The organism is Microbacterium sp. J1-1 (assembly GCF_024498615.1).
GTDB classification, from domain to species: Bacteria; Actinomycetota; Actinomycetes; order Actinomycetales; family Microbacteriaceae; genus Microbacterium; species Microbacterium aurugineum.
This window is the reverse complement of sequence record NZ_CP089590.1, coordinates 2003634-2029394: the sequence shown is the minus strand read 5'-3', so window position 1 is coordinate 2029394 and position 25761 is coordinate 2003634. Positions and strand designations below refer to the sequence as shown.

Below are 25761 nucleotides of genomic sequence, written 5' to 3'. Positions count from 1 at the left end.
CGAATGCTTCAGGTGAAGGCGCTGCCTCTGGCAGAACTCCGTGAACGCAGCAGCGAGAAGTGGCGCGAGTACCCGGCCGACGTGCTTCCGCTCTTCGTCGCAGAGACCGATTTCCCGCTCGCACCTGCCGTCTCGGCTGCGCTGCAGCGAGCGGTGGCGGTCGGCGACACCGGCTACGTGGCTTCCCGGACACCCCTCGCCGAGTCGTTCGCGGCGTTCGCGGCGCGCCGCTACGGGTGGTCCCCGGATCCCGCCCGCATGCGCAGCACCGCGGATGTCAGCATGGGCCTCGTCGAGATCCTGCGTCGGGTGACCCAGCCGGGTGAGCGAGTCGTCGTGACCCCGCCGGTGTATCCGCCCTTCTACGACCTGGTCGCCGAGTCCGGTGCCGAGGTCGAGAGGGTGCCGCTGCGCGACACGGGGATCGGGTGGGAGCTCGACCTCGCTGGGATCCGCGGCGCCTTCGAAGACGGCGCGACGGCGATGTTGCTGTGCAATCCGCACAATCCGACCGGAACCGTGCACGCTCGGGAGAGTCTGGCTGCTCTCGCGGACCTGGCCGAGGAGTTCGGCGTCGCGGTCATCTCGGACGAGATCCACGCGCCGCTCGCACAACCCGGGACGGGGTTCACTCCTTTCCTCGCCGCGAGCGACGCCGCTCGACGGGTCGGATACGCGGTGGTCAGCGCCAGCAAGGCGTTCAACCTCGCCGGGCTCAAGTGCGCGCTGATGGTCACGGCCGATGAGGAGACGACCGCGGTCGTGCGGGGTCTTCCGGTGGAAGTCGAGTGGCGCACGGGGCAGTTCGGGCTCCTGGCTGCCGTCGCCGCGTTCTCGGAAGAGAGCGATGAGTGGCTCGACGGTCTGCTGCGCACCCTGGACGAGAATCGCGTCCTCCTCGAAGACCTGCTCGCCTCGCATCTGCCCGGCGCCCGCTATCGCATACCCGACGCGGGATACCTTGCCTGGATCGACCTCTCCGCCCTGGGATGGGGGGAGAACCCCGCACGCCGTATCCTCAGGGACGCCAAAGTCGCTCTGCACTTCGGCCCCGCGTTCGGGATCGAAGGCGCCGGGCACGTTCGGTTGAACTTCGGCACGAGTCCGGAGATTCTCACCGAAGCAGTCGAGCGCATCGCCGCGCTCGTCGATCGCTGACCCCTGGCCCGATGCTGAGACGTGCGTGGTCGTCGCTCCACGGGGCGGCACCGCTCACCGTGGTAGCCGAGGATCCCGGACTCAGCCTCAGCCTCAGCCTCGGGGAGGCGTCGGAGTCGCCCGCGCGCTGAGTTCGCCGGCGAGGGCGCGGACACCGAGGTCGAAGACCCGGTCGAGCCCGGCCGTGACATCGGGCTCCGTGGTGGGGAGCAGTGCTCCGTGACTGTCGGCGTGCATTCTCTGCTGGACGAGGGTGGCGTGCCCGAGGACGAAGTGCAGGAGGGCGGCTCCACGCTCGTCGGCATCGATCGCCCCCTGGGCTCGCAGCGCCTGTGTCAGCGCAGACTGGGCGTGCGATGAGCCGAGCTGCAGGGCATAGGTGCTGAGCACCAGTTCCGCGCCGTCGCGATAGGCGAACAGGGCGTCACGGATCCCGCGTGCGGTCTCCAAGACGTCGGTGCCGTAGAGGGGGATCGACGCCGTGATGCGATCGGCGAGTTCGGCGAGCAGTTCCTGTTTGCTCGCGAAGTGCCAGTACAGGGCACTCGGCTGGACGTCGAGCCGACCGGCGATGCGCCGCATCGAGAGGTCCGCGAGCCCGACCTCATCCAGGAGTTCGAGCGCGTTGCGGGCGACGCTGTCTCGATCGTGTCGTGCCGGATTGGGGTCGGGGGTCATGCGCCCATTATAGTGAACGGCGTTCAGGTGAACACTGTTCAGGTTCACTGGCGCAGCGGAGGAAGCGATGACGAAGGCAGGACGAACCCAGGTCACACACGGTGTGATCGCGGTCGACGGGGTGTCAGTGGAGTTCGATGGTCGCTCCGTGCTCGAGGACGTCACGCTGGAGCTGAGCGCCCCCACGATCGCCGTGATCGGAGCGAACGGGTCGGGGAAGTCGACGTTCGTGCGACTTCTGAACGGGCTGGTGGCACCGAGCCGCGGTCACGTGTCGGTACACGGGATCGATCCGCAGCGGGATCGGGCGGACGTCCGCAGACGCGTGGGGTTCGTTTTCACCAATCCCGACGCGCAGATCCTCATGCCGACACCGGCTGAAGATCTCGCGCTCTCGGTGCGCGGGCGTCCGAAAGCAGAGGCGGACGCGCTGGTGCGCGCGGCGCTCGACGCGCATGGTCTGGCGCGCCACGCCGATGTCCCGGCGTCGAGTCTGTCCGGCGGACAGAAGCAGATGCTCGCGCTCGCTTCCGTGCTCATCACCGAGCCTGAGTTGATCGTGGCCGATGAGCCAACGACTCTCCTCGATCTCCGCAACGCGCGCCGCATCGGCGATCTCCTGCTCGCGCAGCCATCCCAGGTGGTGGTCGTGACGCACGATCTCGAACTGGCCGCGCGCTGCGAGGCGGTCGTGCTGTTCGAGGAGGGGCGGGTCAGTACCGTGGGTGAGCCGGCGACGGTGATCGAGGCCTACCGTCGGGCGTGCGCATGATCGCACTGTACATTCCCGGGCACGGCATCCTCCATCGGGCTCGTGTCACGTTCAAGCTGGCGGCCCTGGCGCTCGGATCCCTCGTCCTGTCGCTGTACCCGCATGACCCGCTCAGCATCGCCGTCTCTCTGACCCTCGTGCTGGCGCTGTACGCCATCGGCGGTCTCCCGCTCCGGGTGCCGTTCGTCGAGATCTGGCGTCTGCGCTGGCTCGTCGTCGTGCTCGGCGTCGCTCTGGCGGTCTTCGTCTCGCCTTCTGCCGCCTGGGTCAACACGGGGCGAGTCGTCGCCGTGCTCCTCCTTGCGAGTCTCTTGACGCTCACGACGCGAGTGTCCGACCTCCTCGCTGTGCTCCGTCGCTTCCTGCGGCCGCTCCACCGTTTCGGGGTGGATCCCGATGCGGCGGCCCTCACCGTCTCACTCACCCTCACGACGATCCCGGTGATGGCCGGGTTCCTCGCGCGCCTCCGGGAGGCGGAGCGCGCCCGTGGCGTGCGGTTGGGGGTGCGCGCGGTCGTCCCTCTGCTCGTGCTGGCCCTGCGTCATGCGGATGAGGTCGGTGACGCGCTGGCGGCCCGGGGTATCGGTTGACCTCTAGGCCGGGACGAGGACACCCGTTGCCGGTGACGGCGAGGGCTTCTCCTGGGAGCAGAGGCGGAGAGCGCTGAGGACCAGTGCGACGGCGATCAGCGCGGTGGCCACCGAGGTGCCGAGCACCAGGAGCAACACGATGCCGATCAGACCGCTCAGGACACCGACCACCAGCCTCGGTCGCGAAGCCGTTGCCTGCGGCGCGGGCTGTGCCTCGAATCGAGTGAACGCGACGGCGGCGAGCGCGGTGAGTGCCAGGGCGGTGACGAGCCAGAGTGGACGGCCGGCCCACCAGCCCGCGCTGTCGAGTGCGGGAAGGGTGGCCCCGACGGCCATCGCGGAGACCGCGGTGACGCCCGCCATCATGAGCAGCACGGGCATGTGCCAGAGGTAGATCGTCATGGTGCGGGCGGTCACGAATCCGGTGAAGGCTGCGACGCGGGGTCGCCGACTGAAACGTTCGAGCCGCTCGCGGTGCAAGGACAGCAGGCTCGTGTGCGCAACACCCACGAGGAGGAGCGCTCCGGTCGGCGGATTGATGTTCGCGATCAGGTCGGAGGAGTAGAGGCCGGACGCGAACGTGGCGACGAGCACCAGCAACGCACCGAATCCGGCTGCCGCCCGTGTGCGCCTGCGGAGCGCGTCGATGCGTCCGTCGGCGAGGAAGAAGCCGAGTTGCTGCAGGGCTAGCCAGACGAAGGCGAGGTTCAGGAAGCCGAGCCCTTCCAGTCCGGTCACGGCGCGCAGCACATCGACGGCGATCGCCGCCGCGGCCAGCACGGTGATCGTGCGATGCGGAGCCCGCTCGTGCGCCGAGGCGAGCAGCGGGAGCAGGGTCTGGCAGAGCAGGAACACGCCGAGGAACCACAGGGGTTGGCCGTAGCGGAATCCCGCGGTCGCGATGAGGTCGGCAGGGACCCCGGCGACCGTGAGCAGTGCCAGACCCACCCCGACGGCCGCGATCGTGAAGACGGCGGGCCGCAGCAGGCGGTGCAGTCGACCCGCGATGAATCCGATCGCCGTGCCTCCGCGCTCCCGAGTCCGCCGGTAGGCGAGGAGTCCGGAGAAGCCGCCGATCACGAAGAAGAGAGGCATCACCTGGAGCAACCAGCTGAGCGGCGCGATCCACGCGGTGCCGTCGCTGGCATTGGTGAAGACAGGGCCCTGGTCGGCGACCGTGACCCCCACCATGATCGAATGCAGGAGCACCACGCCCAGCACGCAGAGCGCCCGGACGAAGTCGATCCCGGTGTCGCGGGCTGGGCGCCGGGGACGCGCGGAAACGGCGGCGTGCGGCGTCTGGACGATGGCCATGAGTCCTCCTCGGGAGCGGTGTCCCAGGAGACTATGGATGCGGTGACCGCAGCGGCATCACCCCCGGGTGCCGTTGCGACCCCCTACGAGGGGGTTGAGTCAGGACGACGGCTCGACCAGACCGGTGTCGTACGCCAGGATCACGGCGTGCACGCGATCGCGCAGGTTCAGCTTCGCGAGCACCTTGCCGACGTGTGTCTTCACCGTCTGCTCGGCGATGAAGAGGTCGGCGGCGATCTCGGTGTTCGAGCGGCCCCTGCCGATCAGGACGAGCACCTCGCGTTCACGATCGGTGAGTTCTGCGAGCGCGGTCGCGGAGCGTGGCGCGCGGGGGCGGCGGCCGGCGAACTGCTCGATCATCCGCCGCGTCACGCTCGGTGCGAGGAGGGCGTCTCCGCCGGCGACGACCCGCACGGCGTGGACGAGCTCTTCGGGCAACGCGTCCTTGAGCAGGAATCCGCTCGCCCCGGCCTCGAGCGCGTCGTACACGTAGTCGTCGATGTCGAAAGTGGTGAGCATGAGGATCCTGGGGACATGCGCGGCCGGGTACGACGGGCCGAGGATGCGTCGGGTCGCCTCGATCCCGTCGAGCTCGGGCATGCGCACGTCCATCAGGATCACGTCGGGATCGAGACGTGCTGCGAGGGTGACGGCCTCGTCCCCGGTCGATGCCTGTCCGGCCACCCGGATCCCCTCGTGGGCATCGAGGAGCGCGGCGAATCCGGCGCGGACCATGGCCTGGTCGTCGGCGATGAGCACGCTGATCGTCACGGATTCTCCTTGTCGAGGGAAGAGGCGGTGCTACCGGGGGCGACGGGAAGGACGGCGTCGACATCCCACCCGCCGTCCTCCGCGGGGCCGGCGGAGAGGCTCCCGCCGAGGATCTCGGCGCGTTCCCGCATGCCACGCAGGCCGTAGCCGCCTCCGTGACCATCAGGACGGTGTGGCGGCGCGGCGTTGTGCACACGGATGTGGACGGTGCGAGCGTCCGCGTGCAACCGCACCGCGATCCTCGCGCCGGGCGCGTGGCGGACCGCATTGCTCAGTGCTTCCTGGACGATACGGAACGCGGCGATCTGCACGGCGGGTTCGGCGTTCGTCGTGTCTCCGCCTTCGAGCACGAGGCCGACCTCGACACCGGCGCGCCGGATGCTGTCGACCAGGGCAGGGATGTCGTCGATGCCCTGCTGGGGGGCCAGCTCGGCATCCTGATCCTCGGTTCGGAGGACACCGAGCATCCGTCGCATCTCGGTGAGCGAGCTGCGCGCGGTCGCGGCGATGTCGTCGAACTCGGCCGTCGCCACGTCTCCCAGCTCGGGGATGCGGTACCGCGCGGTCGACGCCTGGACCTGGATCACCGACATGCTGTGCGCGACGACGTCATGCAGTTCGCGGGCGATCCGGGTGCGCTCCTCGACGAGGGCGCGCCTGGCTTCCTCGAGCGCACTGTGCTCCTTCTCGCGCGTCAGCTCGGCGGCGACCCGGACGCGGCCGGCGACCAGAGCCGCGATGAGGAACATCGCGGCGGCGACCGCCGTCGTGACGATGAGGTCGGCTGTGGCACTCGCCGAGGACTCCGGCCGCGCCACCAGGTCGGGGCGGATGACCGGCGCGAGAAGCGACGCGATCGCACCGAGGAGCAGGGCGAACGCGCCGAGTCGTCCGCCGTGGACGAAGGTGACGACGCCCACGAAGAGCACGAACGTCAGGAGTGCGGGGACGGACCACGGCCACGGGGACTCGACCGCCATCTCGGTGACGACCGTGAGGGGCAGGGTGAGGGCGGCCGCCGTGAAGAGGCCGATGGCCAACGCCGGGCGGGAGAGTGCGAGCAGCGGCGAAGCGCACAGAGCGGCACCGAGGATGAACGACAGGGGCAGCGGTGTGCCGTACAACACGGTCTGCAGCGACACCAGAACGGCGTACAGCGCCGCGGCCGCCGCACCCAAGGCCACGAGGGCGGCGGTGCGGCGGCTGATGCGTTGGCGCAAAGGTGTGCGCTCGCGTCGGCGTGCCATGACTGTCATCCTGCCAGTTGAGCGGCAGGGACGCGGCGGCGACGGGCTGCGGCGATCCGGTCGATCACGAGCCCGACGACGAGGGCGATGACGATCCCGAGGCCGGCGCTGAGCAGCGGCTGATCCTTGATCCAGGCACCGGCGAGCAGGCCGATCGCGAGGCTGAACACACTCCAGCTGGTGCCGGCGATCAGGCTCAACGGGAGGAACCGCCGCCAGGGGAAGCCGAGAGCGCCGGCGGACATGTTGACGGCGACGCGACCCACCGGGATGTAGCGGGCGCCGAGGATCAGAGTGGCGCTGCGTCGGTCGAGCGCATGCTGGGCGTAGGCGAAGGTGGCGGCGACCCTGGGGCGCCGCATCCAGGCGAAGCGTGTGGTGCCGATCGCCCGCCCGATCAGGAAAGCGAGGTTGTCGCCGATCGCGGCACCGACCGCCGCGACCGCACCGAGGAGCAGGAGATTCCCCTCGCCCGTCGAAGCGGTGACGGCCGCCGCGGCGACGAGCACGGTCTCACTGGGCACGGGTGGGAAGAAGCCATCGATGACCGTGACCGCGAAGAGGACCAGGTACAGCCAGGGGGAGGCGATGGCCTGCATGATGAGCTCGTTGAGGATGTCCACTCGAGCACGTTATGCGGCGGGTGCGGCGGTGGGCATCCCTCCGCGGTATCGCCTGCGTCACTCTCCGGATTGATCTTGCTGAGCGAGGCCCCCGGCTACGACGCATATACTGGGAGGCTGGCCGATCGGCCGACCACCCTCCCCGAAAGAACGGACGTCCGCTGTGCTTGCCGTGCACGACCTCGAGATCCGCGTTGGCGCGCGCCTGCTGATGGAGAACGTCTCGTTCCGTGTCGCCGACGGAGACAAGATCGGACTCGTCGGCCGCAACGGGGCCGGGAAGACGACGCTCACCAAGGTGCTCGCCGGTGACGTCCTGCCGTCCGGCGGCAGTGTGACCCGCTCGGGCGAGCTCGGCTACCTGCCGCAGGACCCCCGTTCGGGCAATCCTGAAGACCTCGCCCGCACCCGCATCCTCGACGCTCGTGGTCTCGGCCAGCTGAACCTCGGGATGACCGAGGCGGCACTCGCGATGGGATCGGATGATCCGGCCGTGGCCGACAAGGCGATGAAGCGCTACGCGCGTCTGACCGAGCAGTTCGAAGGTCAGGGCGGCTATGCGGCGGAGGCGGAGGCGGCTTCGATCGCCAACAACCTCTCCCTTCCCGACCGCATCCTCGACCAGCCGCTGTCGACGCTTTCCGGTGGGCAGCGTCGACGCATCGAGCTCGCGCGCATTCTCTTCTCGGACGCGCAGACGATGATCCTCGACGAGCCGACCAACCACCTCGACGCGGACAGCGTCGTGTGGCTGCGAGAGTTCCTCAAGGGCTACAAGGGTGGTCTGATCGTGATCAGCCACGATGTCGAACTGGTCGGCGAGACCGTGAACCGGGTGTTCTACCTCGACGCGAACCGCCAGATCATCGACACCTACAACATGAACTGGAAGAACTACCTGCGTCAGCGGGTGGCGGATGAGGAGCGTCGCAAGAAGGAGCGCGCGAACGCCGAGAAGAAGGCGACGACGCTGCAGCTGCAGGCCGCCCGTTTCGGCGCGAAGGCCTCGAAGGCCGCGGCCGCCCACCAGATGATCGCCCGCGCCGAGAAGCTGCTCGCCGGTCTCGACGAGGTCCGTCAGGAGGACCGGGTCGCGAAGCTGCGCTTCCCGAAGCCGGCACCGTGCGGCAAGACCCCGATGATGGCGAGCGGCCTCTCGAAGTCCTACGGTTCGCTCGAGATCTTCACCGATGTCGACCTCGCGATCGACCGCGGGTCCAAGGTCGTCGTGCTCGGCCTCAACGGTGCCGGAAAGACCACGCTGCTGCGGATGCTCGCAGGCGTCGATCAGCCCGACACCGGCCAGCTCGAGCCCGGTCACGGACTGAAGGTCGGCTACTACGCGCAGGAACACGAGAATCTCGACGTCAGCCGCTCGGTGCTCGAGAACATGGTGTCTGCTGCGCCCCACATCACCGAGACCGAAGCGCGCAAGGTGCTCGGCTCCTTCCTGTTCACCGGGGACGATGTGCTCAAGCCGGCGGGGGTGCTCTCCGGTGGGGAGAAGACCCGCCTGTCCCTCGCGACGCTCGTCGTCTCGTCCGCCAACCTGCTGCTGCTCGATGAGCCGACAAACAACCTCGACCCCGCCTCACGTGAGGAGATCCTCGGAGCGCTCGCGCACTACGAGGGCGCGGTGGTCCTCGTCTCGCACGACCCCGGCGCCGTGCAGTCGCTCAACCCCGAGCGCGTGCTCATCCTGCCCGACGGCGTCGAGGACATCTGGAGCCAGGAGTACCAGGACCTCATCGAGCTCGCCTGACCGCGCTCACCCTGCTGTGCAGGTCGATGACGGATCCACACGGCGACTCGTGGCATAGTCGGGAGCATGCAGACTGAGCCGCGATCCCGTCCTTCCGAGATGAGTGCGTGGTTGCGCGTGCAGCCCTCGCTCACGGGAGCAGTACCTCCGGGTGAAGCCGTCGATCGTCCCGATGACCCGGTACCGCTCTTCCGGGAGTGGATCACGAGGGCGGCCGCGACGGGAGTGCCGGAGCCGCACGCGATGACCCTGGCGACGCTCGACCTCGACGGCATACCCGACGCCCGGACGCTGATCCTCAAAGACGTGGATGAGCGCGGATGGGCCTTCGCGGGTTCCCGCTCCTCGCGCAAGGCCGCCCAGCTCGACGCGCACCCGGTGGCCGCGCTGAACTTCTGGTGGCAGCCCGTCCTGCGTGCCGTGCGTGTCCGCGGACGGATTCAAGAGGCATCCGTCGAGGAGAGCGCAGCGGACCTCGCGGCGCGTTCGGCCGAGGCCCGTGCCGGTGTGGCGCCCGGGGAGTGGGTCCTCTGGCGGCTCCTCGCGACCCGTGTCGAGTTCTGGCAGGGTGCGCCTGACCGGCGCCACACACGGATCGTCTATGAGCGTACCGACGCCGGTTGGAGCATCGAGGAGCAGGCATGAGTGACTATCAGGTGGTCGAGATCGGGGCGCTCGACGAGTGGCGTGCCCACCACGGAGGTTTCGACGCCGCCCGGGCGCGCGACGGGCGAAGGGTCGTGGATCACGAGCTGACCATGCAGTACATCGGGATGACGGCGAACGCGCTCGAACCGGGTGAGGAGGCCGGGTACTGGCACGTGCACAGGAAGATCGAAGAGGTGTACGTGTTCCTCGGTGGGCGCGGTCAGATGGGTCTCGACGACGACATCGTCGAGGTCGGACCCGGAACCGTGATCCGCGTCGGTCAGGGCGTCGCCCGCACCTGGCGAGCACGACCGGACAGCCCGGGGGAGCTGCGCTGGCTTTGTCTCCGCGCCGGCGGCGAGGAATTGCCGCACTTTCCGGATGACAGCGCGCGTCTGCCGGAGCGGCCGATGCCCTGGGTGGACTGAACGCCCGACCCGGCGTCACCGCACGTCGAGCAGCTCATCCTCGACATCGGCGTCGTGATCACGGCGACGCGGACTCTTCACGGGCGCAGGAACACCTTCGACCTCTTCCCGGTGTTTCACGATCTCCGTGCGGATGATGTACCCGATGAAGATGAATCCCATGAGGGCGAACAGGATCCACTGGATCGCGTACGACAGGTGCGGGCCGGGGTCATCGGTGGGGGAGTCGAAGCCTCCCAGAGACCCGGATCCTGCGGGCTCTTCGCTGATCACCCGACCATAGGCCCCCGTGATCACCTCGCCGTCGACCTGCTCGGCGATCGAGGGCAGGTTGATCGTGGGCACCTGCCCCTCGGGCGCCCCACGTCCCGAGGCGGGAAGTTGCTCGCCCGGGCGCAGACGCACGGTCACCTCGACCTCTCCGTCCGGTGGTGACGGCACCGAGTCCGGCTCAGCGCCCTCGCCCGGAGGCACCCAGCCGCGGTCCACGATGAAGATGCGCCCATCGGCGTCACGGAACGGGACCAAGACCTCGAAGGCGCTCGTCCCGCCGTGCGGACGGTTGCGCACCAGCAGCTCCTGATCGGCCAGATACTCACCTTGCAGCGTGACGGGCCGCCACTCGTCGTCGGGATCGAGCGCACCGTCCTCGCCGATCACCGCGGACAGCGGGACGGGAGCCGCGTCGTAGTTCTGCTCGACGAGCTCGATCTGCGCGGCGCGCGTCTCGTTCCTCTCGAACTGCCAGTTCGAGAGGAAGACGCAAGCGATCGCGAAGCCGATCGCGATGAGCACGTACACGGTCCAGCGGGTCAGGCGCCGGCTCATGCGGGAACCCCATCACGGACGGTCACCGGGAAGTCGCGCGCCGCCAGGTAGTCGCGGAGGAAATCGACATGTGCATCGCACGCCAACCAGATCTTCTCGCGATCGGCGGCATGGATACGGGGATTGCGCCACACCACCTGACGGGTCGCCGCGCTCCGGCAACCGGCACGCGAGCACTCGAAGTCGTTCATGGTTCTTTGGGGCCTTCGTGGATCGTGAAGATCTGCGGAGCCGACGGTTCGGAGTCGAGCGGCGTGGGCCGCGGGGCATCGATCTCCCGCAGGGGGGATTCCGCGGTGGTCTCGGTGCTGTCGCTCCCGGCGTTCGCGAACACCACGGCGATGTAGGGCAGGACAGCGGCGGAGATGCCGAAGACCCAGGTGTACCACCCGTACGGCTGGACCAGCACCATGAGCCCGAAGCACACGATGCGGATCGTCATCGTCAAGGCATAGCGGCGCACACGATGGTCTGCCTCATCCCGCGGAGACTGCGGCAGTGAGGTGACGGCCGGGACTTGACGCGCGTTCTTCACGATGCATCCAGCCTACGCCGATGCAGACCCCTCGGATGCCCTTCGGGGACTCAGCCGGCGAAGATGAACGGCAGGCTGAAAGCCCCGAGGAACAGGAAGCTGATGATCGTGCTGACCAGGATGAACACGCCCACGCCCACCACCGCATAGCCGAGGATCAGTCCGGCGATCGCCATTCCCCGGCCACCGATTCCCGGATTGCGCTTGGTCTGTCCGAGCGCCATGTGACCGGTGATGACCGCCGCGACGGATGCCAGGAGCGGGATGACCGCCCAGAAGAGCACGATCCCGGCAAGGCCGCAGACCAACGAGGTGACGGCCAGGGGGCTGGTGGGGCGCGAAGTGACGACGGGGTACACGGGCGCCGAAGGAGGGCCGTAACCGGGCTGGACGGGTGCCGCTCCCCATCCGGGTTGCGACGGAGCGACGCCGTATCCCGGCTGCGGGGGCGGGGCATACCCCGGCTGGGGCGGCGGGGCGTAGCCGGGCTGGGGCGGCGGGCCGTACCCAGGCACCGGGGAAGCGGCAGGGGCAGTTCCGGGGAACGGTGCCGCAGGGTGCGTGTACGACGGTGCGGGGCCGGGACCGCTCTGCGGGGGCGGCGCGATCGGCGGCGCGGACGGTGCGGGCGGAGCGGGCGGTGGCGGCGGGCTGACCGGCGTCTCGTCTCCGGAAGAGGGGGTGCGGTTGTCGCTCACGAGGAAGCCTTTCGTCGATTTCAGATTCCCAGCATGCAGAGTGTCTGTCAACGCGGTGCCGCGGCCGGCGTCGGCAACATCGGTAGGATCGATGACGGCCCGGAACCCCGCGCCACCGGCCCAGATCAGGAGTGTCCCCATGAGCGCTGAGCGCGTCGTCCTCGTCACCGGCGGCAATCGCGGCATCGGCCGCGCGATCGCAGAGCGCTTCGTGCGCGAGGGATACCGGGTCGCCGTCACTGCGCGCAGCGGCGAGGGCCCTGAAGGCACCCTCACGGTCCGTGCGGACGTCACCGACGCCGCAGCGATCGACGCCGCCTTCACCGAGGTGGAGCAACAGCTCGGTCCGATCGAGATCGTCGTCGCGAACGCGGGGATCACGAAGGACACGTTGTTGCTGCGCATGAGCGAGGACGACTTCGACAGCGTCGTGGCCACCAACCTGGGCGGGACGTTCCGCGTGGTCAAGCGCGCCTCGAAGGGGATGCTTCGGGCTCGTTTCGGCCGGATCATCCTGATCTCCAGCGTCGTGGGTCTGTACGGCTCCGCGGGGCAGGTCAACTACTCCGCGTCCAAGAGCGCACTGGTCGGCTTCGCCCGCTCGATCACGCGCGAGCTCGGTGCTCGCGGCATCACGGCGAACGTCGTCGCTCCCGGGTTCATCGAGACCGACATGACCGCGGAGCTCCCGGAGGAGACGCAGAAGCAGTACAAGGCGAACATCCCGGCTGCCCGTTTCGCCACGCCGGACGAGGTCGCCGGTGTGGTGACGTGGCTCGCCGGCGACGATGCCGGCTATATCTCCGGTGCGGTCATCCCCGTCGACGGCGGTCTCGGGATGGGGCACTGACGCATTCCGAGAGCATCACCGCGCGATCGCGGCGTTGAGGAGCGCGCCCAGCCGCTCCGGCACGGAGAACTGCGGCCAGTGGCCGGATCCGATGCGGACGACTTCGGCTGACTCGATCGCGTGGAACTCGTCGGCGAACGGGCCCCACTGCTCGATCACCTTCTCGAACGCGGACTGATCGAGGTCGCCCATCAGCAGGGTCACCGGCACACGGTAGCGCGCCGGATCGCGGAGCGCGATGCCGTCCGTCGGCACCCGTGCAGGGACGCTGTGCGTGAGCGGTGCAGTCCGTGCGCGCGTGGCCTCATCGAGGTCGTTGACGTCTTCGTCGGGGAAGTGATCCCATCCCGGGAACGGCACGACCCCGTCGACGACGTCGAACTCGCTGATCCCGTGTCCGTCCGCGGGCGGCGCCGTGTCGACGAAGATCACGCGGCGCACCCGGTCGGGGCGAGCGTCTGCGACACCCCAGGCGACATTGCCGCCGCCGCTGTGCCCGACGACCACGACGTCGCCGTCGACGGCATCGACGGCATCGACGGCGGAGGCGGCGGCAGCGATCCACTCTGCGATGCCGATCTCGGAGGAGACGGATGCGTCTTCGCCGATTCCGGGCATGCTGAGCGGGTGCACCCGATGACCTGCCTCCTCCAGCGCCGGGATCACGTCGTCCCAGCTGGATGCGTCGAGCCAGAGTCCGGGAATGAGGATGATGTCCATGAGCCGACGCTAGTGGCGGGTTCGGACAATCGCCAGGAGTTCTCCTACGGAAGCAGCGCGATGACCTCGGAAAGGTCCTGCGGGCCGATCACGAGGCTCGCCGCCTCACGGACCGCGGGCTTCGCGTTGAAGGCCAGACCGAGCCCGGCGACGGCCATCATCGCCAGGTCGTTGGCACCGTCACCGATCGCGATCGTGGCGTGTGGCGCGACCCCGAGCTCGGCCGCCCACTCCTGGAGGGAGCGCGCCTTCGCCGCCCCGTCGACGATGTCTCCGTCGACGTGACCGGACAGCGAGCCGTCGACCACCTCGAGCCGGTTCGCCCGCCAGCGGTCCACGCCCAGGTCGGGCGCCACCACGTCGAGGATCTCGTGGAAGCCTCCGGAGACGACGCCGACGACACCGCCGCGGGTGCGGACGGCGGCGGTGAGTTCGCGCACGCCCGGGGTGGGTTCGATCCGCGCGCGCACACGCTCGAATGCCGACACCGGAACGCCCTTCAGCGCGGTGACCCGGGAACGCAGGCTCGTCGCGAAGTCGACCTCGCCGCGCATCGCCGCCTCCGTGGCAGCCTGCACCTCGTCGCGCCGTCCGGCCTCGTCGGCGAGCAGTTCGATCACCTCATTGCGGATGAGGGTGGAATCGGCATCGAGGACGACGAGGAATCGTGCAGCAGTCACTCGTCGAGCCTATCCATCACCCGGTGGGTCGACGCGCCGCGTGACGTCTTCAGCGTTCGATGAAGACGCCCTTGCCGACCACCGTGATGCCTGATTCCGTCACCGTGAAGCCACGAGCGAGGTCGCGCTCCCGATCCACGCCCACCGTCGCGCCGTCGGCCAGCACCACGTTCTTGTCGAGGATCGCACGATGCACGCGGGCTCCTTGACCCACCTGGACGTGGTCGAACACGACCGAGTCGGTGATGGTCGACCCGCCACCGGCGAGCGTCCACGGTCCGACGACGCTGCGTTCGAGATGGGTGCCCGAGAGCACGGAACCGAGCGACACGATCGAGTCGATCGCGTTGCCGATCCGCCCGACGGAGTCGCGCACGAACTTCGCCGGAGGCGAATTGACCGCCTGCGAGTGGATGGGCCACTCCATGTTGTAGAGGTTGAACACGGGCAGCGTCGAGATCAGGTCGCGGTGCGCGTCGAAGAAGGAGTCGATGGTTCCGACATCGCGCCAGTACGAGCGGTCACGCGGGGAGGACCCGGGAACCTCGTTCTGCTTCATGTCGTAGTACCCGGCCTCGCCCCGGTCGACGAAGTAGGGGACGATGTCGCCGCCCATGTCGTGGCCCGAGGTGGGTGACTCACCGTCGGCCTCGACGGCCGCGATGAGGGCATCGGCATCGAAGATGTAGTTGCCCATCGAGGCGAGCACCTCGTGCGGCGAGTCCTCGAGACCGGCGATGTCGGTCGGCTTCTCGAGGAACTGCTTGATCCTTCCCGACTCCGCGTCCGCATCGATCACGCCGAACTGCGAGGCGAGGGCGAGTGGCTGGCGGATACCCGCGACAGTCGCCTTCGCCCCGGACGCGACATGGGCCTCAAGCATCTGCCGGAAGTCCATCCTGTACACGTGGTCGGCGCCGATGACCACGACGATGTCGGGCTTCTCGTCGTTGATCAGGTTCATGCTCTGCAGGATCGCGTCGGCGGAGCCGGAGAACCAGCGCTTGCCGAGGCGCTGCTGCGCGGGGACCGAGGTGACGTAGGAGTCGAGGAGGGCCGACATGCGCCAGGTCTGCGAGATGTGGCGATCGAGGCTGTGGGACTTGTACTGCGTCAGCACGACGATCTGTCGCAGACCGGAATTGATGAGGTTCGAGATCGCGAAATCGATGAGTCTGTACTGTCCGCCGAACGGCACCGCCGGTTTCGCGCGATCCGCGGTGAGAGGCATGAGTCGCTTGCCCTCGCCGCCGGCGAGGATGATCCCGAAAACCTTCTTTGGAGCGGACATGGCTCCACCATAGATGCGTTCACGGCTGCTGTACTAGCGTTCAGACATGCGAGTCGAAATGATCACGAAGGAGTACCCGCCCGCGGTCTACGGCGGTGCCGGCGTGCACGTCGCGGAACTGGTCGCTGCGCTCCGCGAGCACGTCGATGTGCGGGTGCGTGCGTTCGGCGAGCCGCGCGAAGAAGCGGGTACGTTCGCCTATCGCACGCCTGTCGAGCTCGCTGATGCCAACGCTGCGCTGCAGACGCTGGGGACGGACCTCGAGATCGTGTCAGCGATCACCGACGCCGACCTGGTGCACAGCCATACCTGGTACGCGAACTTCGCCGGTCATCTCGCCTCTCAGCTGCACGGCATCCCGCACGTGCTCACCGCCCACAGCCTCGAGCCCCTGCGCCCGTGGAAGGCCGAACAGCTCGGAGGGGGCTACGCCATCTCCAGCGGCGTCGAACGCCTCGCCTACGAGAACGCCGCCGCCGTGATCGCCGTGAGCGCCGGCATGCGGGAGGACATCCTGCGCAGCTACCCCCAGGTGGATCCCGCGAAAGTGCGCGTGATCCACAACGGCATCGATGTCGAACGCTGGCGGCCGGTGCAGGACGAGGCGTTCCTGCGATCGATCGGGATGGATCCCTCGCGACCGTCCGTCGTCTTCGTCGGGCGCATCACTCGGCAGAAGGGGTTGCCGTATCTGCTCCGGGCCGCGCAGCTGCTCCCGCCTGAGGTCCAGCTCGTGCTGTGCGCCGGGGCCCCGGACACTCCGGAGATCATGGCGGAGGTGCAGGAGGGGGTGCGGATGCTCCAACAGAGTCGCGACGGAGTGATCTGGATCGAGCGGATGCTGCCGCGTGATGAACTCTCCGCGATTCTCACCGCCGCCACGACGTTCGTGTGCCCCTCGGTGTACGAGCCTCTGGGCATCGTGAATCTCGAAGCGATGGCCTGTGGAGCTGCCGTCGTCGGCACCGCGACCGGGGGTATCCCTGAGGTGGTCGCGGAAGGGCGCACGGGTCGGCTCGTGCCGATCGATCAGGTGCAGGACGGTACCGGCACGCCGGTCGACCCGGACCGCTTCGTCGCCGATCTCGCCGCCGTGCTCACCGAAGTGGCCATGGATCCGGAGCGGGCGCGGGCCTACGGCGAGGCCGGGAGGGAGCGTGCGCGCAGCGACTTCAGCTGGGCATCGATCGCGGAGACGACGCGCGCGCTCTACGCGGAGCTGACGCCCTGAGCCGATAGGCTGGGACCATGCCGAGTGCTCTGGAATTCACCGACGTCGTCGTGCGCCGTGAGGGGCGCAACATCATCGATCACGTGACCTGGGAGGTCGACGACGATCAGCGATGGGTGATCCTCGGCCCGAACGGCGCGGGCAAGACGACGCTGCTGCAGCTCGCCGACACGCTCATGCACCCGACGTCGGGAACCGTCACCGTGCTCGGAGAGACTCTGGGACGCACCGACGTGTTCGAGGTGCGTCCGCGCATCGGATTCGCGTCGTCGGCGATGGCCAAGCGTGTCCCTCGTGACGAGACGGTCCTCAACACCGTGCTCACCGCTGCGTACTCGGTGCTCGGCCGCTGGAACGAGAACTACGAGGACATCGACGAGCGTCGGGCCCTCCGCGTTCTCGGCGACTGGCGTCTCGACCACCTGGCCGACCGCACTTTCGGCACTCTCAGCGACGGAGAACAGAAGCGTGTGCAGATCGCGCGTGCGGTGATGACCGACCCGGAGCTGCTGCTGCTCGACGAGCCGACGGCATCCCTCGACCTCGGTTCGCGGGAGGAGCTTCTGGCGCTGCTCAGCGGATACGCGTCGTCCCCGACCACCCCGGCGATGCTCATGGTCACGCACCATGTGGAGGAGATCCCCGTGGGCTTCACGCACGTGATGCTGATCCGTGAGGGTTCCGTCGTCGCGGCGGGCCCCATCGGCGAGACGCTCACGGCCGAGACCCTGACCGAGGCGTTCGGCATGCCCATCGTGCTCAGCAGCGAAGACGGCCGCTACGCCGCCCGCGCAGCTGCGTGACCAGCGTCTGATAGAATCGACCCTTGGTGCTCTCTGCACCGCAGACTTCCCTCGTCCCTGGCACAATCCAGGGCAGCAACTAAGGAATCCCATGAAGACTGACATTCACCCCGACTACCAGGCAGTCGTGTTCCGCGACCTCGGCTCGGGCGAGACGTTCCTCACCCGTTCGACCGTCACCAGCGACAAGACCATCGAGCTGGACGGCGTGGAGTACCCGGTGATCGACGTCGAGATCTCCTCGGCATCGCACCCGTTCTACACGGGCAAGCAGCGCATCATGGACTCGGCCGGTCGCGTCGAGAAGTTCAACCAGCGCTTCAAGGGCTTCGGCGGCTCGTCCAAGTAACGACTGCCACGACGAAGGCCCCATGCTCCTCGGAGCGTGGGGCCTTCGTCGTGCCCGGCCGTGTGCGTCGGATCCGGTCGTCAGATGTCGAGCCGGATCCGGCCGTCGTCGATCGTGTCCGGAGGATCGCCCGGGGATGGGGCCGGGGCGGTCCGCTGCGTCTGACGGTCGCGCTCGATACCCGCCTCATGCGCAGACGGCGACCAGACGGCATCGAACGCGCCGCCGAGGCCCCTCCGCCGGATTCGTACTTCTTCTCGATCGGTATCCGCGAGAAGCCGAACGCGATGGCGACGATCACGGCGGAAAGCAGGAGCAGCAGCACGCCGACCGTGACGAGTACGCCCACACCCTCTTCCATGCCCTCCAGGGTAGACGGCAGCGGGAACGAGGGCATCTGCCCCGAGGGGGAGGAGTCGCTCAGCGCAGACGGCGCCCGTGGGCCAGGTCGATCAGGCGCGACAGTACCGGCCCGGAGCGGAGTCCGTTGTGCTCGTGTTCGCTCGTCACCCACAGCGTGACGTCGGGAAGCAGGCGTGCCGTCTCGAGGGAGAACTCCATCGGGACGTAGACGTCGTTGACGTAGACCGCGGCGGCGCCCGTCGCTCCGGATGAGGCGATCGCGTCTGCATCGTAGATGCTCGGCCACTCGTGCTCCGCGAGCGCGAGGGTGACATCGCGCCACGGCTGGAAAGCGGGCACCGTCTCGGTCCACTCGCGACGGATGTGCTCGCCCGTGAACAGCGTCGGGTCGTCGCGGAAGTCGGAGGGCTCGGTGCGTTCAGCCGACCACCGCGTGGCGTGTCCGTCGGCGTAGCTCGACTCGTGGAAGGCGAAGTAGAGCGGGTTGCGGCCGTCGAAGGGCATCGCGTGCATCAGGTCGTACCGGAAGGCGTTGGAGGACGGGTCGCGTTCCAGAATCGACCACACCGTCTGCCAGCCGTCGTCGGTGCCGAGAGCGGATCCCAGCGACCGCAGCCGCGAGCGTGAGACGACTTCTCCGTCGGGTAGGACGATGTCTCCGGCATCCGCACGTTCGACGAGGCGCCGCATCACGTCGCGATGCTCGGGGAAGCGGCGGTAGTAGCGCTCCGAGGCGTCGCGCATCTTGTCGTAGCAGAGCGCATACACGTCGTCCGGGTGGCGCCCGACGGCGCTGAGGCCGCCGGTGATGAACACCTCGTCGAGCGAAGAGGCGTCGGTGGAGAGATACGCGAGGGTGGTGAAGCCGCCGAACGACTGTCCGAGCACGCTCCAGGTGGTGGCACCCAGGTGCTCGCGCACGGCCTCGCAGTCGCGCACGATCGCATCCGCGCGCAGGTGGGTGAGGTGCTCGGCCACGGCGTCCGTACCGCGCTCCAGGTCGTGATCTCCGACCGGAGTCGAGCGCCCGGTACCCCGCTGGTCGAGGAGCACCACCCGATAGTGCGCGAGTGCGCCGTCGAGCCACGCGGGCGCGGTCGAGGAGTGGAACGGACGCGGCGCCTCGTGGCCCGGACCGCCCTGGAGGAAGACCAGATACGGGAGCGACTCCCCGCCGGCGCGGGAGACCACACGGGCGAACACCTCGATCGTGCGGGGGTCGGAGGCGTCGTCCCAGACCAGGGGGACGGTGAGGGTGTGGTCCTCGATGGTGAGGTCGAGCAGCTGGCGGACGGTGGTGCTCATGGTCACATCACGTTCCCGATGTAGGAGTACTTGACGAAGACCTCTGAGGCGATGCCCGACTCCTCGAGCACGCCCTGCACAGCGGTCATCATGTAGTTGGAGTCCCAGCCCATGTAGAGGAAGTGGCCCTCGTCGAGCTGGTCCCACTGGCCCTTCCACGCCATGTCCTGGTAGATCGGTCCACCGTGTGCCGCGCAATAAGCCAGGGCTGCCTCCCTCGTGTCGGTCCAGGCACGACGGAAGACCCGGTTGAACAGGTACTTGACGTCGGGGACCTCCCAGCGCTCACCGCGGTACTCGACATAGTCGAACTCGCGCTCCCATCCGGTGGGCCATCCGCGACGCCGCACGGCGTCCAGGATCGGTGTGAGTCCGTCGTCGTCGATCTCCGGGAGGGCGGGGCGCGCCCAGATGCGGATCAGCTCGGCGGTGAGGGCGACGGTGCGCTGGGTGATGGCCGCCGTGCCCCACGAGGGGATCTCAGCGAGGTCACGAGTCGCAGGCACGGAGCTTCGGGCGTAGGCCTCGACGCGCTTGATCGGGAAGGAAGCACCGAACACCCGTTCCGCCAACGGCTGCTCGAGAAGAGTCAGATTGCCGAGGGTCGGCGCGAGCGCCCGGTGGCTGTTCTGCTCATCCTCGGTGTATTCGCTCCACGGGCGCTCACCGTCGCCGGACCAGGCGTCTCCCGGAACGGTCGGGACGATGTGCTCGATGTCGTACGCGTCGAGGTCGTCGACGCCTTCCACACGCCCCAGGACATAGGCGGGGTGGGGGAGTTCGCTGTACTTCAGAACTGCGCTCACTCGCTCGTCCGACGGAGTGATGCGGGCGAACGCGCGTGCGAGCGCGTCACGGCCGTCGCGGCGCGCGCGGCAGAGGCGCGCGATGAGACGTTCGGACGGCAGGTTGACCAGTGCCCGACGGAGATACAGCGCCTGAAGCCACTCCAGGGTCTCGATGAGTTCGGCGCGGTCGATGCGACCGCGGAGGTGGTCGCTGTAGGCGCTCATCACCAACGGGGCGGAGGCGCGGCCGAAGGTCGTGACCTGACGCAGCTGCCGGGCGATCTCCGGATCCGGCTCGCGCGTCGGGTCGAGCAGGATGCCGTAGATCTCTGCATGATGTCGCCACTCCGCGGCGTCGGCCTGGAGATGCGCGACGTCGACGCGGGGGAAGGACTGGCGGAAGGCGCTGTACACGCCGTGCTCACCGTTCGCTGCGACCTCACGCCCCGTCACGAGGACGAGGTAGTGCCGCCAGAACGCGCCGATCGACTCTCCGGTGTGGTGCTCGATCGGCACCCAGAAGCGGGCTTCGACGTCGACCTGTTCCGCGTGGCTGAGGCCCATCAGGATGTAGTTGTGGATGAGCTCGTGATCGCGCAGAGGCTCGCCGGTCGAGTTCAGGCTCTCGAAGATCTGCTGCGCGTTCGCTCGGGCGCCGAGCGTGATCGACACGTGCTCGAGCCGCTGCAGCCCGCGCCAGATCAGGGGGACCTCATCCACGTGGATCTGGCTGCGGAAGAACGCGTAGTTGTCGTCGAAGCGCGACTCGCGATCCGCGTCGTCGCGGCGGTCGAGCACGACGGATTCGTAGAGCTCGGCCCAGGCGTCGTGGGGGCGCAGCTTCGTGCGTCCTGGGTCATCGGAGCGGACCAGGACGCGTTCGAGCGACGACGCCAGCACGGGGTCGGTGTCGCGGATGGCATGGTGCAGGGCCGCGACGAGAAGCATGAGCGTCGTGATGCGCTGCTGTCCGTCGATGAGGATGAGGTCGGACTCCCTCGATGCACCGTCCTGCGCGGACAGGATCGACCCGAGGAAGTGGCGGTGTGCGTCGTCTTCGCGCGCGACAGCACGGATGTCGGAGAGGAGCCGTTCGCAGCCGCCGATGTCCCACCGGTACTGGCGCTGGTACACCGGCACCACGATCGTGGACGTGTCCGCCGCGAGCCATTCGATCGTGTTGACTGCTGTCGCCTCGACGTTGGTCGCGGTGCTCATACTGGTGTCTCGTCCTCCCGTAGCGACGGGTGCCGAGACTTCGCCGGGCACCCCGATCAGTCTATTCGGTTATGCACGGCCGACCTCCGAAGGGGGCGCAGGCTTCGCTGTTAGGCTTGCCTTATCAGGGCCTGTTAAAACGTGCTGGCCCCCGATGAAAGGAACATGACTCGATCATGGGTTACATCAAGTCCGCTGCCCTCGAGGACAAGGGATTCGTCGTCCTCGACAGCTACAACCAGGAGCTCGACCCCAAGGAGTGGCTCGACATCGAGTACAACGACTGGAAGTCGTCGGGCGACACCCGCTTCGCTCCGCTCGCGAGCGCTTTCGGTGACATCGAGTGCAACGGTTTCTGGAACCACAAGCCGCCGCGCACCGACAAGGACGGCGTCTGGATCGACTCGCAGACCGAGAAGGCCCCGAACCTGACGCGTCGTGCGCAGGAGCCGGGCGCCAACGTCGGACGCTGCCGCGTCATCGAGCTGCAGCCGACCCCGTACGGCGACTGCCTCTACAACCTCCACCAGGACGACAACAACCGTCTGAACCCCGACGGCACCGGCTGGGTCGTGCGCGGGTTCTTCAACCTGACCGATGACAAGGACAGCTACTTCGTCCTGCGCGAGAACCGCACGGACCCGAGCATCGAGTACCGCATCGCGCTCCCGGCCGGCGCGCAGCTCATCGTCGACACGCAGCGCCTGTGGCACGCGGCGACGCACAACGGCACCGAGCCGCGCTACTGCCTCATCACGTCGTGGACCTCGGGCCCCGAGCTCGACGCCTACATCGAGAAGTACCACGGCACCGACGACGTGCCCAACTACGAGGTCGACCAGGAGACGCTCGAGTTCGGGTACGCCGAGCAGGCCCGCAAGGACGCCGCTCGCGCGGCCTACTATGCAGCGAAGGGCCAGCAGGTGAAGCAGGCCATGAGCGAGGCCTGATCTCGTCAGACTCCGGACCGACTGCGGTCCGAAGGCCCCGGTCCCGGTGACCGGGGCCTTCGTCATGAATGACATGCTTGTGATTTCGGGCGAACTCGGCGAGAATGGGCGCACAACCGCATATTCTCGCCACTTCGTGGTTCAGGTCGTTGGGGAAGACGCACCTGATGAAACGGAGAGATCATGGCGACGGCTTACGCACGCGGAGTGGTGTTCATCCACTCTGCGCCTCGCGCGCTCTGCCCGCACCTCGAATGGGCGGTGGGTCGCGCTATTGGGCGTGCAGTGAACTTCGATTGGACCGAGCAGCCCGTGCTGAACGGCGCGCGACGCGCCGAGTTCTACTGGGACGGTCCGGTCGGCACCGGTGCTGCCCTCGCCACCTCGATCCGCGGCTGGGAGCACCTCCGCTTCGAGGTCACCGAGGATCCGACACCGCGCAGCGACGGCGGCCGCTGGTTGCACACCCCCGACCTCGGCATCCACTACGCACAGACCGATGCGGCCGGGAACATCGTCATCGGTGAAGACCGGATCCGCTACGCGATGGAGATCGCTGCGGGCAGCGCGGTGGAACTGCAGCGCGAACTCGACATCGCGCTCGGGTCCGCGTGGGACGAGGAGCTCGAGCCCTTCAGGCACGCCAGCGACGACGCCAGGGTCGTCTGGCTCCACAAGGTCGGGTAGTCCCGACTCCAGAGACCGGGAGCGGGGAGGCGTGAGTATCGGATGCCGGTGAATCATCCCGGACGCTGAGAAGACGTATCCCCACCCCGCACGATGAGGACCCCGCCCCGGAGACGAGGCGGGGTCCTCGTCTCCGGATCAGATCACGGCGGCGTGCTCGAGTTCGTCGGCATGGGATGCGGTGCCCTTGCGCACGTCTTCCCAGGCCAGGGCCAACCGTGTCATCGCCTCCGCGGTACGGTCGGGCGGGAGGGTGATGGGCAGACGCAACCGTCGTTCCAGGACACCACCGGTGGTGAAACGTGGGCCCGGCGGCAGGATGAGCTGCCGTTCACGCGCGGCCAGTGACAACGCGGTGGAGAGCGGGCCGCCGATGTCGACCCAGGCCGAGAGCCCACCCGGTGTGCGAGGCATGTGCCAGCCGGGGATTCCGGCGACGCCGGCTTCGACGGCAGCGCGTCCAGCGCGCAGACGTCGGCCCACGTGCGAGGTGAGGGCGGGCATCTCCGTGAGCAGCTCGATCGCGATGCACTGCTCCAGCAGTGCGGTACCGAGTTCGAAGGAAGGCCGTACCGCGAGCAGCCGCGCGACGACGGAGCGTTCGGCACGGATCCATCCGATCCGCATTCCTCCCCAGGCGATCTTGGACATCGATCCGACGGTGATGACGTTGGGCCCGCTCGCGGCCATCGGCGTGGGCGACCACCCTCGGTCGATGTCCAACTCCGTGGTCGTCTCGTCGACGATCAGATGCGTGCCCACGTTGCGCGAGGTCGTCACGATTCGCTGGCGGTCCTCGTCCGGCAGGGTGGCCCCGGTCGGGTTGTGGAAGTCGGGGATCAGATAGGCGACATGAGGACGCGCGCTGAGCAGCGTCTCGTTGAGGTGCCGTGTATCCCACCCCTCCACGTCGACCGGCGTGGGGACCAATCGGTACCCGTGGCGGTGCAGAGCCTCGAGCGCGTGGGGGAAGGTCGGTTGCTCGACGAGCGCTCTCTCGCCCCGTCGGCCGATCGCCGTGAGGATCAGGTTGACCGCGTTGAGCGCCCCGGAGGTGATGATGATCTCCTCCGCGGATGTCGGAGCTCCGCGCTCACGGAACCGCTGCGCGACCGCGTCTCGGAGTTCCGGCAGTCCTTGCAGCGAGTACCCGCTCGTGCCGCGCAGTGCGGCCAGCCGCGGGAGCGACCGCACGGTGGCGTCGTACAGTCCGGGGGTGGAGTCCATGGAGGCGATGGAGAGGTCGATGGCCGTGTCGTCGGCGTCGAGGCCGGGGGCTGCGTGATCGTGGGGGAGGGCGACGCGCGTGCTGCCCCCGTGCAGCCGGGTGACGTAGCCGTCATCCTCCAGCAGGCCGTAGGCGCGGGTGATGGTCGAGCGAGACCGCCGCAGCTCCCGCGCGAGGGCGCGTTCGCTGGGCAGGCGTTCGCCGACGGTCAACCGGCCGTCGAGGACCAAGGCGCGGATGCGATCGGCCAGCACGCTCGCGGCGGCACCGGCCACGTTGTGCGCCCCGAGCTGTTCGACGAGTCGTGATCCCATGAGTCCAGCATGGCGCAAACTGGACTCGCATCGGCAGGCCACTTGTCGCCAGTGGCCTCGGCATCGCGCTGTATGCGGGAGCCAGAGTGGAATCATGTTCCTCCGTGCCGTGCTGCTCCCCATCCAGGCCTCCTCCCGCAGGGACCTCGTCGAGCGTCTCATGCAGCTCGTGTTCGGCCTGTTCCTCTACGGCGTCGCGCTCGGGTTCATGGTGCGCGGCGGCATCGGGGTGGCGCCGTGGGACGTCCTAGCGCTCGGACTGGCCGGCCAGACGGGTGTCGGTTACGGCGCCATGACCGTGATCGTCTCGGTCGTCGTCCTGTTGCTGTGGATCCCGCTGCGTCAGCGTGTGGGCCTCGGAACCGTGTTGAACGCGCTCCTGGTCGGGCCGAGCGCTGATCTCGCGCTGCTCCTGATCCCGCAGCCTCCGTCCGTCTGGATCGGGGCTCCGATGTTCGTCTTCGGGCTGGTGCTGTTGGCCTTCGCGACCGGCCTCTACATCGCCGCGGACTTCGGTCCCGGTCCGCGTGATGGGCTGATGACCGGTCTGGTTCGGCGCACCGGATGGGCCGTCTGGGTGGTGCGCACCCTGATCGAGGGCAGCGTCCTGGTGATCGGCTTCATCCTCGGAGGCCCCGTCGGCGTCGGTACGGTGCTTTTCGCGTTCGGGGTCGGCCCGTTGATCGGGGTCTTCCTCCCGTATCTCACCCGATGGCGTGAGGCTCGTTCGCGGCGACTCGGAACACTGCGCCCAGCCTGAGCGGCACATCCGCATCCGTCCCGGGTCTTCCGCATCCGTCCGGCGGCTTCCGGACCGAAATGCGCTCGACACGTGCATGATTCGCGCACGCCTGCATGACCGAGCGCCAGGAGGAGGCCAGACATCCGTCGGATTCTCATGCATATGTGAAGAGAGGCCCTCCGGAATCCCG

At 68.3% G+C, this 25761-nt stretch carries 28 protein-coding genes; 13 read left to right on the top strand and 15 right to left on the bottom strand.

Annotated features, from left to right (window positions below; translation table 11 throughout):
- Nucleotides 1-3 precede the first annotated feature (3 nt).
- On the top strand, nucleotides 4-1158 hold the full coding sequence (locus LRQ07_RS09640) for a MalY/PatB family protein (RefSeq protein WP_232761742.1): 1155 nt from the start codon (nucleotides 4-6) through the stop codon (nucleotides 1156-1158).
- Between the two features lie 93 nt (nucleotides 1159-1251).
- Here the strand turns inward: LRQ07_RS09640 and LRQ07_RS09635 are convergent, their stop codons facing one another.
- Nucleotides 1252-1836 carry a TetR family transcriptional regulator gene (locus LRQ07_RS09635; RefSeq protein WP_256534458.1) on the bottom strand — a complete coding sequence of 195 codons (585 nt, stop codon included), beginning with the start codon at nucleotides 1834-1836 and terminating at the stop codon, nucleotides 1252-1254.
- A gap of 67 nt (nucleotides 1837-1903) precedes the next feature.
- Here LRQ07_RS09635 and LRQ07_RS09630 point away from each other — a divergent pair, with 67 nt between their 5' ends.
- Together LRQ07_RS09630 and LRQ07_RS09625 are read left to right on the top strand one after the other, a co-directional pair.
- On the top strand, nucleotides 1904-2608 hold the full coding sequence (locus LRQ07_RS09630) for an energy-coupling factor ABC transporter ATP-binding protein (protein ID WP_256534457.1): 705 nt from the start codon (nucleotides 1904-1906) through the stop codon (nucleotides 2606-2608).
- Complete coding sequence (locus tag LRQ07_RS09625) at nucleotides 2605-3198, top strand: CbiQ family ECF transporter T component (RefSeq protein WP_256534456.1); 594 nt, start codon at nucleotides 2605-2607, stop codon at nucleotides 3196-3198. The genes LRQ07_RS09630 and LRQ07_RS09625 overlap by 4 nt, the downstream gene beginning before the upstream one ends.
- Nucleotides 3199-3201: 3 nt before the next feature.
- On the opposite strand, the gene LRQ07_RS09620 is transcribed toward LRQ07_RS09625, so the two are convergent.
- The 4 genes from LRQ07_RS09620 to LRQ07_RS09605 all read right to left on the bottom strand — a co-directional run bounded on the left by LRQ07_RS09620 (nucleotide 3202) and on the right by LRQ07_RS09605 (nucleotide 7153).
- The gene (locus LRQ07_RS09620) at nucleotides 3202-4512 is read right to left on the bottom strand and encodes an acyltransferase family protein (protein WP_256534455.1); all 1311 of its coding nucleotides are present in this window, start codon (nucleotides 4510-4512) and stop codon (nucleotides 3202-3204) included.
- Nucleotides 4513-4611: 99 nt separating this feature from the next.
- Nucleotides 4612-5283, bottom strand: a complete 672-nt coding sequence (locus tag LRQ07_RS09615) for a response regulator (protein ID WP_131491169.1) — start codon at nucleotides 5281-5283, stop codon at nucleotides 4612-4614.
- Nucleotides 5280-6530 (bottom strand): sensor histidine kinase, encoded by a 1251-nt coding sequence (locus LRQ07_RS09610; protein ID WP_256534454.1) that lies wholly within the window; start codon nucleotides 6528-6530, stop codon nucleotides 5280-5282. The genes LRQ07_RS09615 and LRQ07_RS09610 overlap by 4 nt, the downstream gene beginning before the upstream one ends.
- Before the next feature lie 5 nt (nucleotides 6531-6535).
- Nucleotides 6536-7153, bottom strand: coding sequence for a DedA family protein (locus LRQ07_RS09605; protein ID WP_232761748.1), 618 nt, complete (start codon nucleotides 7151-7153; stop codon nucleotides 6536-6538).
- A 163-nt stretch (nucleotides 7154-7316) separates the two neighbouring features.
- On the opposite strand from LRQ07_RS09605, the gene LRQ07_RS09600 reads away from it, so the two are divergent.
- The 3 genes from LRQ07_RS09600 to LRQ07_RS09590 all read left to right on the top strand — a co-directional run bounded on the left by LRQ07_RS09600 (nucleotide 7317) and on the right by LRQ07_RS09590 (nucleotide 9991).
- Nucleotides 7317-8915 carry an ABC-F family ATP-binding cassette domain-containing protein gene (locus LRQ07_RS09600; RefSeq protein ID WP_047520019.1) on the top strand — a complete coding sequence of 533 codons (1599 nt, stop codon included), beginning with the start codon at nucleotides 7317-7319 and terminating at the stop codon, nucleotides 8913-8915.
- Nucleotides 8916-8981: 66 nt separating this feature from the next.
- Entirely contained in the window at nucleotides 8982-9560 is a 579-nt protein-coding gene (locus LRQ07_RS09595; protein WP_256534453.1) for a pyridoxal 5'-phosphate synthase, read from the top strand.
- On the top strand, nucleotides 9557-9991 hold the full coding sequence (locus LRQ07_RS09590; RefSeq protein ID WP_232761750.1) for a cupin domain-containing protein: 435 nt from the start codon (nucleotides 9557-9559) through the stop codon (nucleotides 9989-9991). Before LRQ07_RS09595 ends, LRQ07_RS09590 begins: the two co-directional genes overlap by 4 nt.
- A gap of 15 nt (nucleotides 9992-10006) precedes the next feature.
- Here LRQ07_RS09590 and LRQ07_RS09585 read toward each other — a convergent pair whose 3' ends face one another.
- From LRQ07_RS09585 to LRQ07_RS09570, 4 genes are read right to left on the bottom strand one after another with little or no spacing between them, the layout of a single operon-like run.
- Entirely contained in the window at nucleotides 10007-10819 is an 813-nt protein-coding gene (locus LRQ07_RS09585; RefSeq protein WP_232761751.1) for an SURF1 family protein, read from the bottom strand.
- Nucleotides 10816-11010, bottom strand: a complete 195-nt coding sequence (locus LRQ07_RS09580; protein WP_047520029.1) for a hypothetical protein — start codon at nucleotides 11008-11010, stop codon at nucleotides 10816-10818. The genes LRQ07_RS09585 and LRQ07_RS09580 overlap by 4 nt, the downstream gene beginning before the upstream one ends.
- Nucleotides 11007-11354, bottom strand: a complete 348-nt coding sequence (locus LRQ07_RS09575; protein WP_047520031.1) for a DUF3099 domain-containing protein — start codon at nucleotides 11352-11354, stop codon at nucleotides 11007-11009. The genes LRQ07_RS09580 and LRQ07_RS09575 overlap by 4 nt, the downstream gene beginning before the upstream one ends.
- A 50-nt stretch (nucleotides 11355-11404) precedes the next feature.
- Nucleotides 11405-12052: a DUF4190 domain-containing protein gene (locus LRQ07_RS09570; RefSeq protein ID WP_232761752.1), complete on the bottom strand. Its 648-nt coding sequence runs from the start codon at nucleotides 12050-12052 to the stop codon at nucleotides 11405-11407.
- 139 nt (nucleotides 12053-12191) lie between these two features.
- On the opposite strand from LRQ07_RS09570, the gene LRQ07_RS09565 reads away from it, so the two are divergent.
- Nucleotides 12192-12902: a beta-ketoacyl-ACP reductase gene (locus tag LRQ07_RS09565; RefSeq protein WP_047520033.1), complete on the top strand. Its 711-nt coding sequence runs from the start codon at nucleotides 12192-12194 to the stop codon at nucleotides 12900-12902.
- A 15-nt stretch (nucleotides 12903-12917) separates the two neighbouring features.
- Here LRQ07_RS09565 and LRQ07_RS09560 read toward each other — a convergent pair whose 3' ends face one another.
- Genes LRQ07_RS09560 through LRQ07_RS09550 form a run of 3 tightly spaced genes read right to left on the bottom strand, consistent with a single transcriptional unit; the run spans nucleotide 12918 to nucleotide 15593 of the window.
- Nucleotides 12918-13622 carry an alpha/beta fold hydrolase gene (locus LRQ07_RS09560; protein WP_256534451.1) on the bottom strand — a complete coding sequence of 235 codons (705 nt, stop codon included), beginning with the start codon at nucleotides 13620-13622 and terminating at the stop codon, nucleotides 12918-12920.
- Nucleotides 13623-13666: 44 nt separating this feature from the next.
- Complete coding sequence (gene serB / locus LRQ07_RS09555; RefSeq protein ID WP_256534450.1) at nucleotides 13667-14302, bottom strand: phosphoserine phosphatase SerB; 636 nt, start codon at nucleotides 14300-14302, stop codon at nucleotides 13667-13669.
- Nucleotides 14303-14351: 49 nt separating this feature from the next.
- A complete protein-coding gene (locus LRQ07_RS09550) occupies nucleotides 14352-15593 on the bottom strand; it encodes a glucose-1-phosphate adenylyltransferase (RefSeq protein WP_131491161.1) in 1242 nt (413 codons plus the stop codon).
- A gap of 46 nt (nucleotides 15594-15639) precedes the next feature.
- Here LRQ07_RS09550 and glgA point away from each other — a divergent pair, with 46 nt between their 5' ends.
- The 3 genes from glgA (at nucleotide 15640) to LRQ07_RS09535 (ending at nucleotide 17976) form a co-directional block, all read left to right on the top strand.
- The gene (gene glgA / locus LRQ07_RS09545) at nucleotides 15640-16824 is read left to right on the top strand and encodes a glycogen synthase (RefSeq protein WP_256534449.1); all 1185 of its coding nucleotides are present in this window, start codon (nucleotides 15640-15642) and stop codon (nucleotides 16822-16824) included.
- 17 nt (nucleotides 16825-16841) lie between these two features.
- A complete protein-coding gene (locus tag LRQ07_RS09540) occupies nucleotides 16842-17627 on the top strand; it encodes an ABC transporter ATP-binding protein (RefSeq protein WP_047520043.1) in 786 nt (261 codons plus the stop codon).
- Nucleotides 17628-17718: 91 nt separating this feature from the next.
- Nucleotides 17719-17976: a type B 50S ribosomal protein L31 gene (locus LRQ07_RS09535; RefSeq protein ID WP_047520045.1), complete on the top strand. Its 258-nt coding sequence runs from the start codon at nucleotides 17719-17721 to the stop codon at nucleotides 17974-17976.
- Nucleotides 17977-18396: 420 nt separating this feature from the next.
- Here LRQ07_RS09535 and LRQ07_RS09530 read toward each other — a convergent pair whose 3' ends face one another.
- Nucleotides 18397-19644: an alpha/beta fold hydrolase gene (locus tag LRQ07_RS09530; RefSeq protein ID WP_319944128.1), complete on the bottom strand. Its 1248-nt coding sequence runs from the start codon at nucleotides 19642-19644 to the stop codon at nucleotides 18397-18399.
- Between the two features lie 2 nt (nucleotides 19645-19646).
- Nucleotides 19647-21650, bottom strand: a complete 2004-nt coding sequence (locus tag LRQ07_RS09525; protein WP_256534447.1) for a DUF262 domain-containing protein — start codon at nucleotides 21648-21650, stop codon at nucleotides 19647-19649.
- Between the two features lie 176 nt (nucleotides 21651-21826).
- Between LRQ07_RS09525 and LRQ07_RS09520 the strand changes: the two genes are divergently transcribed.
- Nucleotides 21827-22600 carry a hypothetical protein gene (locus LRQ07_RS09520; RefSeq protein ID WP_047520053.1) on the top strand — a complete coding sequence of 258 codons (774 nt, stop codon included), beginning with the start codon at nucleotides 21827-21829 and terminating at the stop codon, nucleotides 22598-22600.
- 183 nt (nucleotides 22601-22783) lie between these two features.
- Complete coding sequence (locus LRQ07_RS09515; RefSeq protein WP_028501717.1) at nucleotides 22784-23287, top strand: DUF3145 domain-containing protein; 504 nt, start codon at nucleotides 22784-22786, stop codon at nucleotides 23285-23287.
- A 138-nt stretch (nucleotides 23288-23425) separates the two neighbouring features.
- Here LRQ07_RS09515 and LRQ07_RS09510 read toward each other — a convergent pair whose 3' ends face one another.
- On the bottom strand, nucleotides 23426-24829 hold the full coding sequence (locus tag LRQ07_RS09510) for a PLP-dependent aminotransferase family protein (RefSeq protein WP_256534446.1): 1404 nt from the start codon (nucleotides 24827-24829) through the stop codon (nucleotides 23426-23428).
- A gap of 94 nt (nucleotides 24830-24923) precedes the next feature.
- On the opposite strand from LRQ07_RS09510, the gene LRQ07_RS09505 reads away from it, so the two are divergent.
- Nucleotides 24924-25589, top strand: a complete 666-nt coding sequence (locus LRQ07_RS09505) for a YczE/YyaS/YitT family protein (RefSeq protein ID WP_256534445.1) — start codon at nucleotides 24924-24926, stop codon at nucleotides 25587-25589.
- Nucleotides 25590-25761: the final 172 nt, after the last annotated feature.

What these genes read in the sequence shown, in the direction of transcription:
- LRQ07_RS09560 (WP_256534451.1), bottom strand. Translation starts at nt 13,622, where the DNA reads ATGGACATCATCCTCATTCCCGGACTCTGGCTCGACGCATCCAGCTGG.
- LRQ07_RS09640 (WP_232761742.1), top strand. Translation starts at nt 4, where the DNA reads ATGCTTCAGGTGAAGGCGCTGCCTCTGGCAGAACTCCGTGAACGCAGC.
- LRQ07_RS09540 (WP_047520043.1), top strand. Translation starts at nt 16,842, where the DNA reads ATGCCGAGTGCTCTGGAATTCACCGACGTCGTCGTGCGCCGTGAGGGG.
- LRQ07_RS09515 (WP_028501717.1), top strand. Translation starts at nt 22,784, where the DNA reads ATGGCGACGGCTTACGCACGCGGAGTGGTGTTCATCCACTCTGCGCCT.
- LRQ07_RS09610 (WP_256534454.1), bottom strand. Translation starts at nt 6,530, where the DNA reads ATGGCACGCCGACGCGAGCGCACACCTTTGCGCCAACGCATCAGCCGC.
- LRQ07_RS09625 (WP_256534456.1), top strand. Translation starts at nt 2,605, where the DNA reads ATGATCGCACTGTACATTCCCGGGCACGGCATCCTCCATCGGGCTCGT.
- LRQ07_RS09565 (WP_047520033.1), top strand. Translation starts at nt 12,192, where the DNA reads ATGAGCGCTGAGCGCGTCGTCCTCGTCACCGGCGGCAATCGCGGCATC.
- LRQ07_RS09510 (WP_256534446.1), bottom strand. Translation starts at nt 24,829, where the DNA reads ATGGGATCACGACTCGTCGAACAGCTCGGGGCGCACAACGTGGCCGGT.
- LRQ07_RS09630 (WP_256534457.1), top strand. Translation starts at nt 1,904, where the DNA reads ATGACGAAGGCAGGACGAACCCAGGTCACACACGGTGTGATCGCGGTC.
- LRQ07_RS09530 (WP_319944128.1), bottom strand. Translation starts at nt 19,644, where the DNA reads ATGAGCACCACCGTCCGCCAGCTGCTCGACCTCACCATCGAGGACCAC.
- LRQ07_RS09595 (WP_256534453.1), top strand. Translation starts at nt 8,982, where the DNA reads ATGCAGACTGAGCCGCGATCCCGTCCTTCCGAGATGAGTGCGTGGTTG.
- LRQ07_RS09505 (WP_256534445.1), top strand. Translation starts at nt 24,924, where the DNA reads ATGTTCCTCCGTGCCGTGCTGCTCCCCATCCAGGCCTCCTCCCGCAGG.
- LRQ07_RS09590 (WP_232761750.1), top strand. Translation starts at nt 9,557, where the DNA reads ATGAGTGACTATCAGGTGGTCGAGATCGGGGCGCTCGACGAGTGGCGT.
- LRQ07_RS09550 (WP_131491161.1), bottom strand. Translation starts at nt 15,593, where the DNA reads ATGTCCGCTCCAAAGAAGGTTTTCGGGATCATCCTCGCCGGCGGCGAG.
- LRQ07_RS09525 (WP_256534447.1), bottom strand. Translation starts at nt 21,650, where the DNA reads ATGAGCACCGCGACCAACGTCGAGGCGACAGCAGTCAACACGATCGAA.
- LRQ07_RS09580 (WP_047520029.1), bottom strand. Translation starts at nt 11,010, where the DNA reads ATGAACGACTTCGAGTGCTCGCGTGCCGGTTGCCGGAGCGCGGCGACC.
- LRQ07_RS09585 (WP_232761751.1), bottom strand. Translation starts at nt 10,819, where the DNA reads ATGAGCCGGCGCCTGACCCGCTGGACCGTGTACGTGCTCATCGCGATC.
- LRQ07_RS09535 (WP_047520045.1), top strand. Translation starts at nt 17,719, where the DNA reads ATGAAGACTGACATTCACCCCGACTACCAGGCAGTCGTGTTCCGCGAC.
- glgA (WP_256534449.1), top strand. Translation starts at nt 15,640, where the DNA reads ATGCGAGTCGAAATGATCACGAAGGAGTACCCGCCCGCGGTCTACGGC.
- LRQ07_RS09620 (WP_256534455.1), bottom strand. Translation starts at nt 4,512, where the DNA reads ATGGCCATCGTCCAGACGCCGCACGCCGCCGTTTCCGCGCGTCCCCGG.
- LRQ07_RS09635 (WP_256534458.1), bottom strand. Translation starts at nt 1,836, where the DNA reads ATGACCCCCGACCCCAATCCGGCACGACACGATCGAGACAGCGTCGCC.
- LRQ07_RS09520 (WP_047520053.1), top strand. Translation starts at nt 21,827, where the DNA reads ATGGGTTACATCAAGTCCGCTGCCCTCGAGGACAAGGGATTCGTCGTC.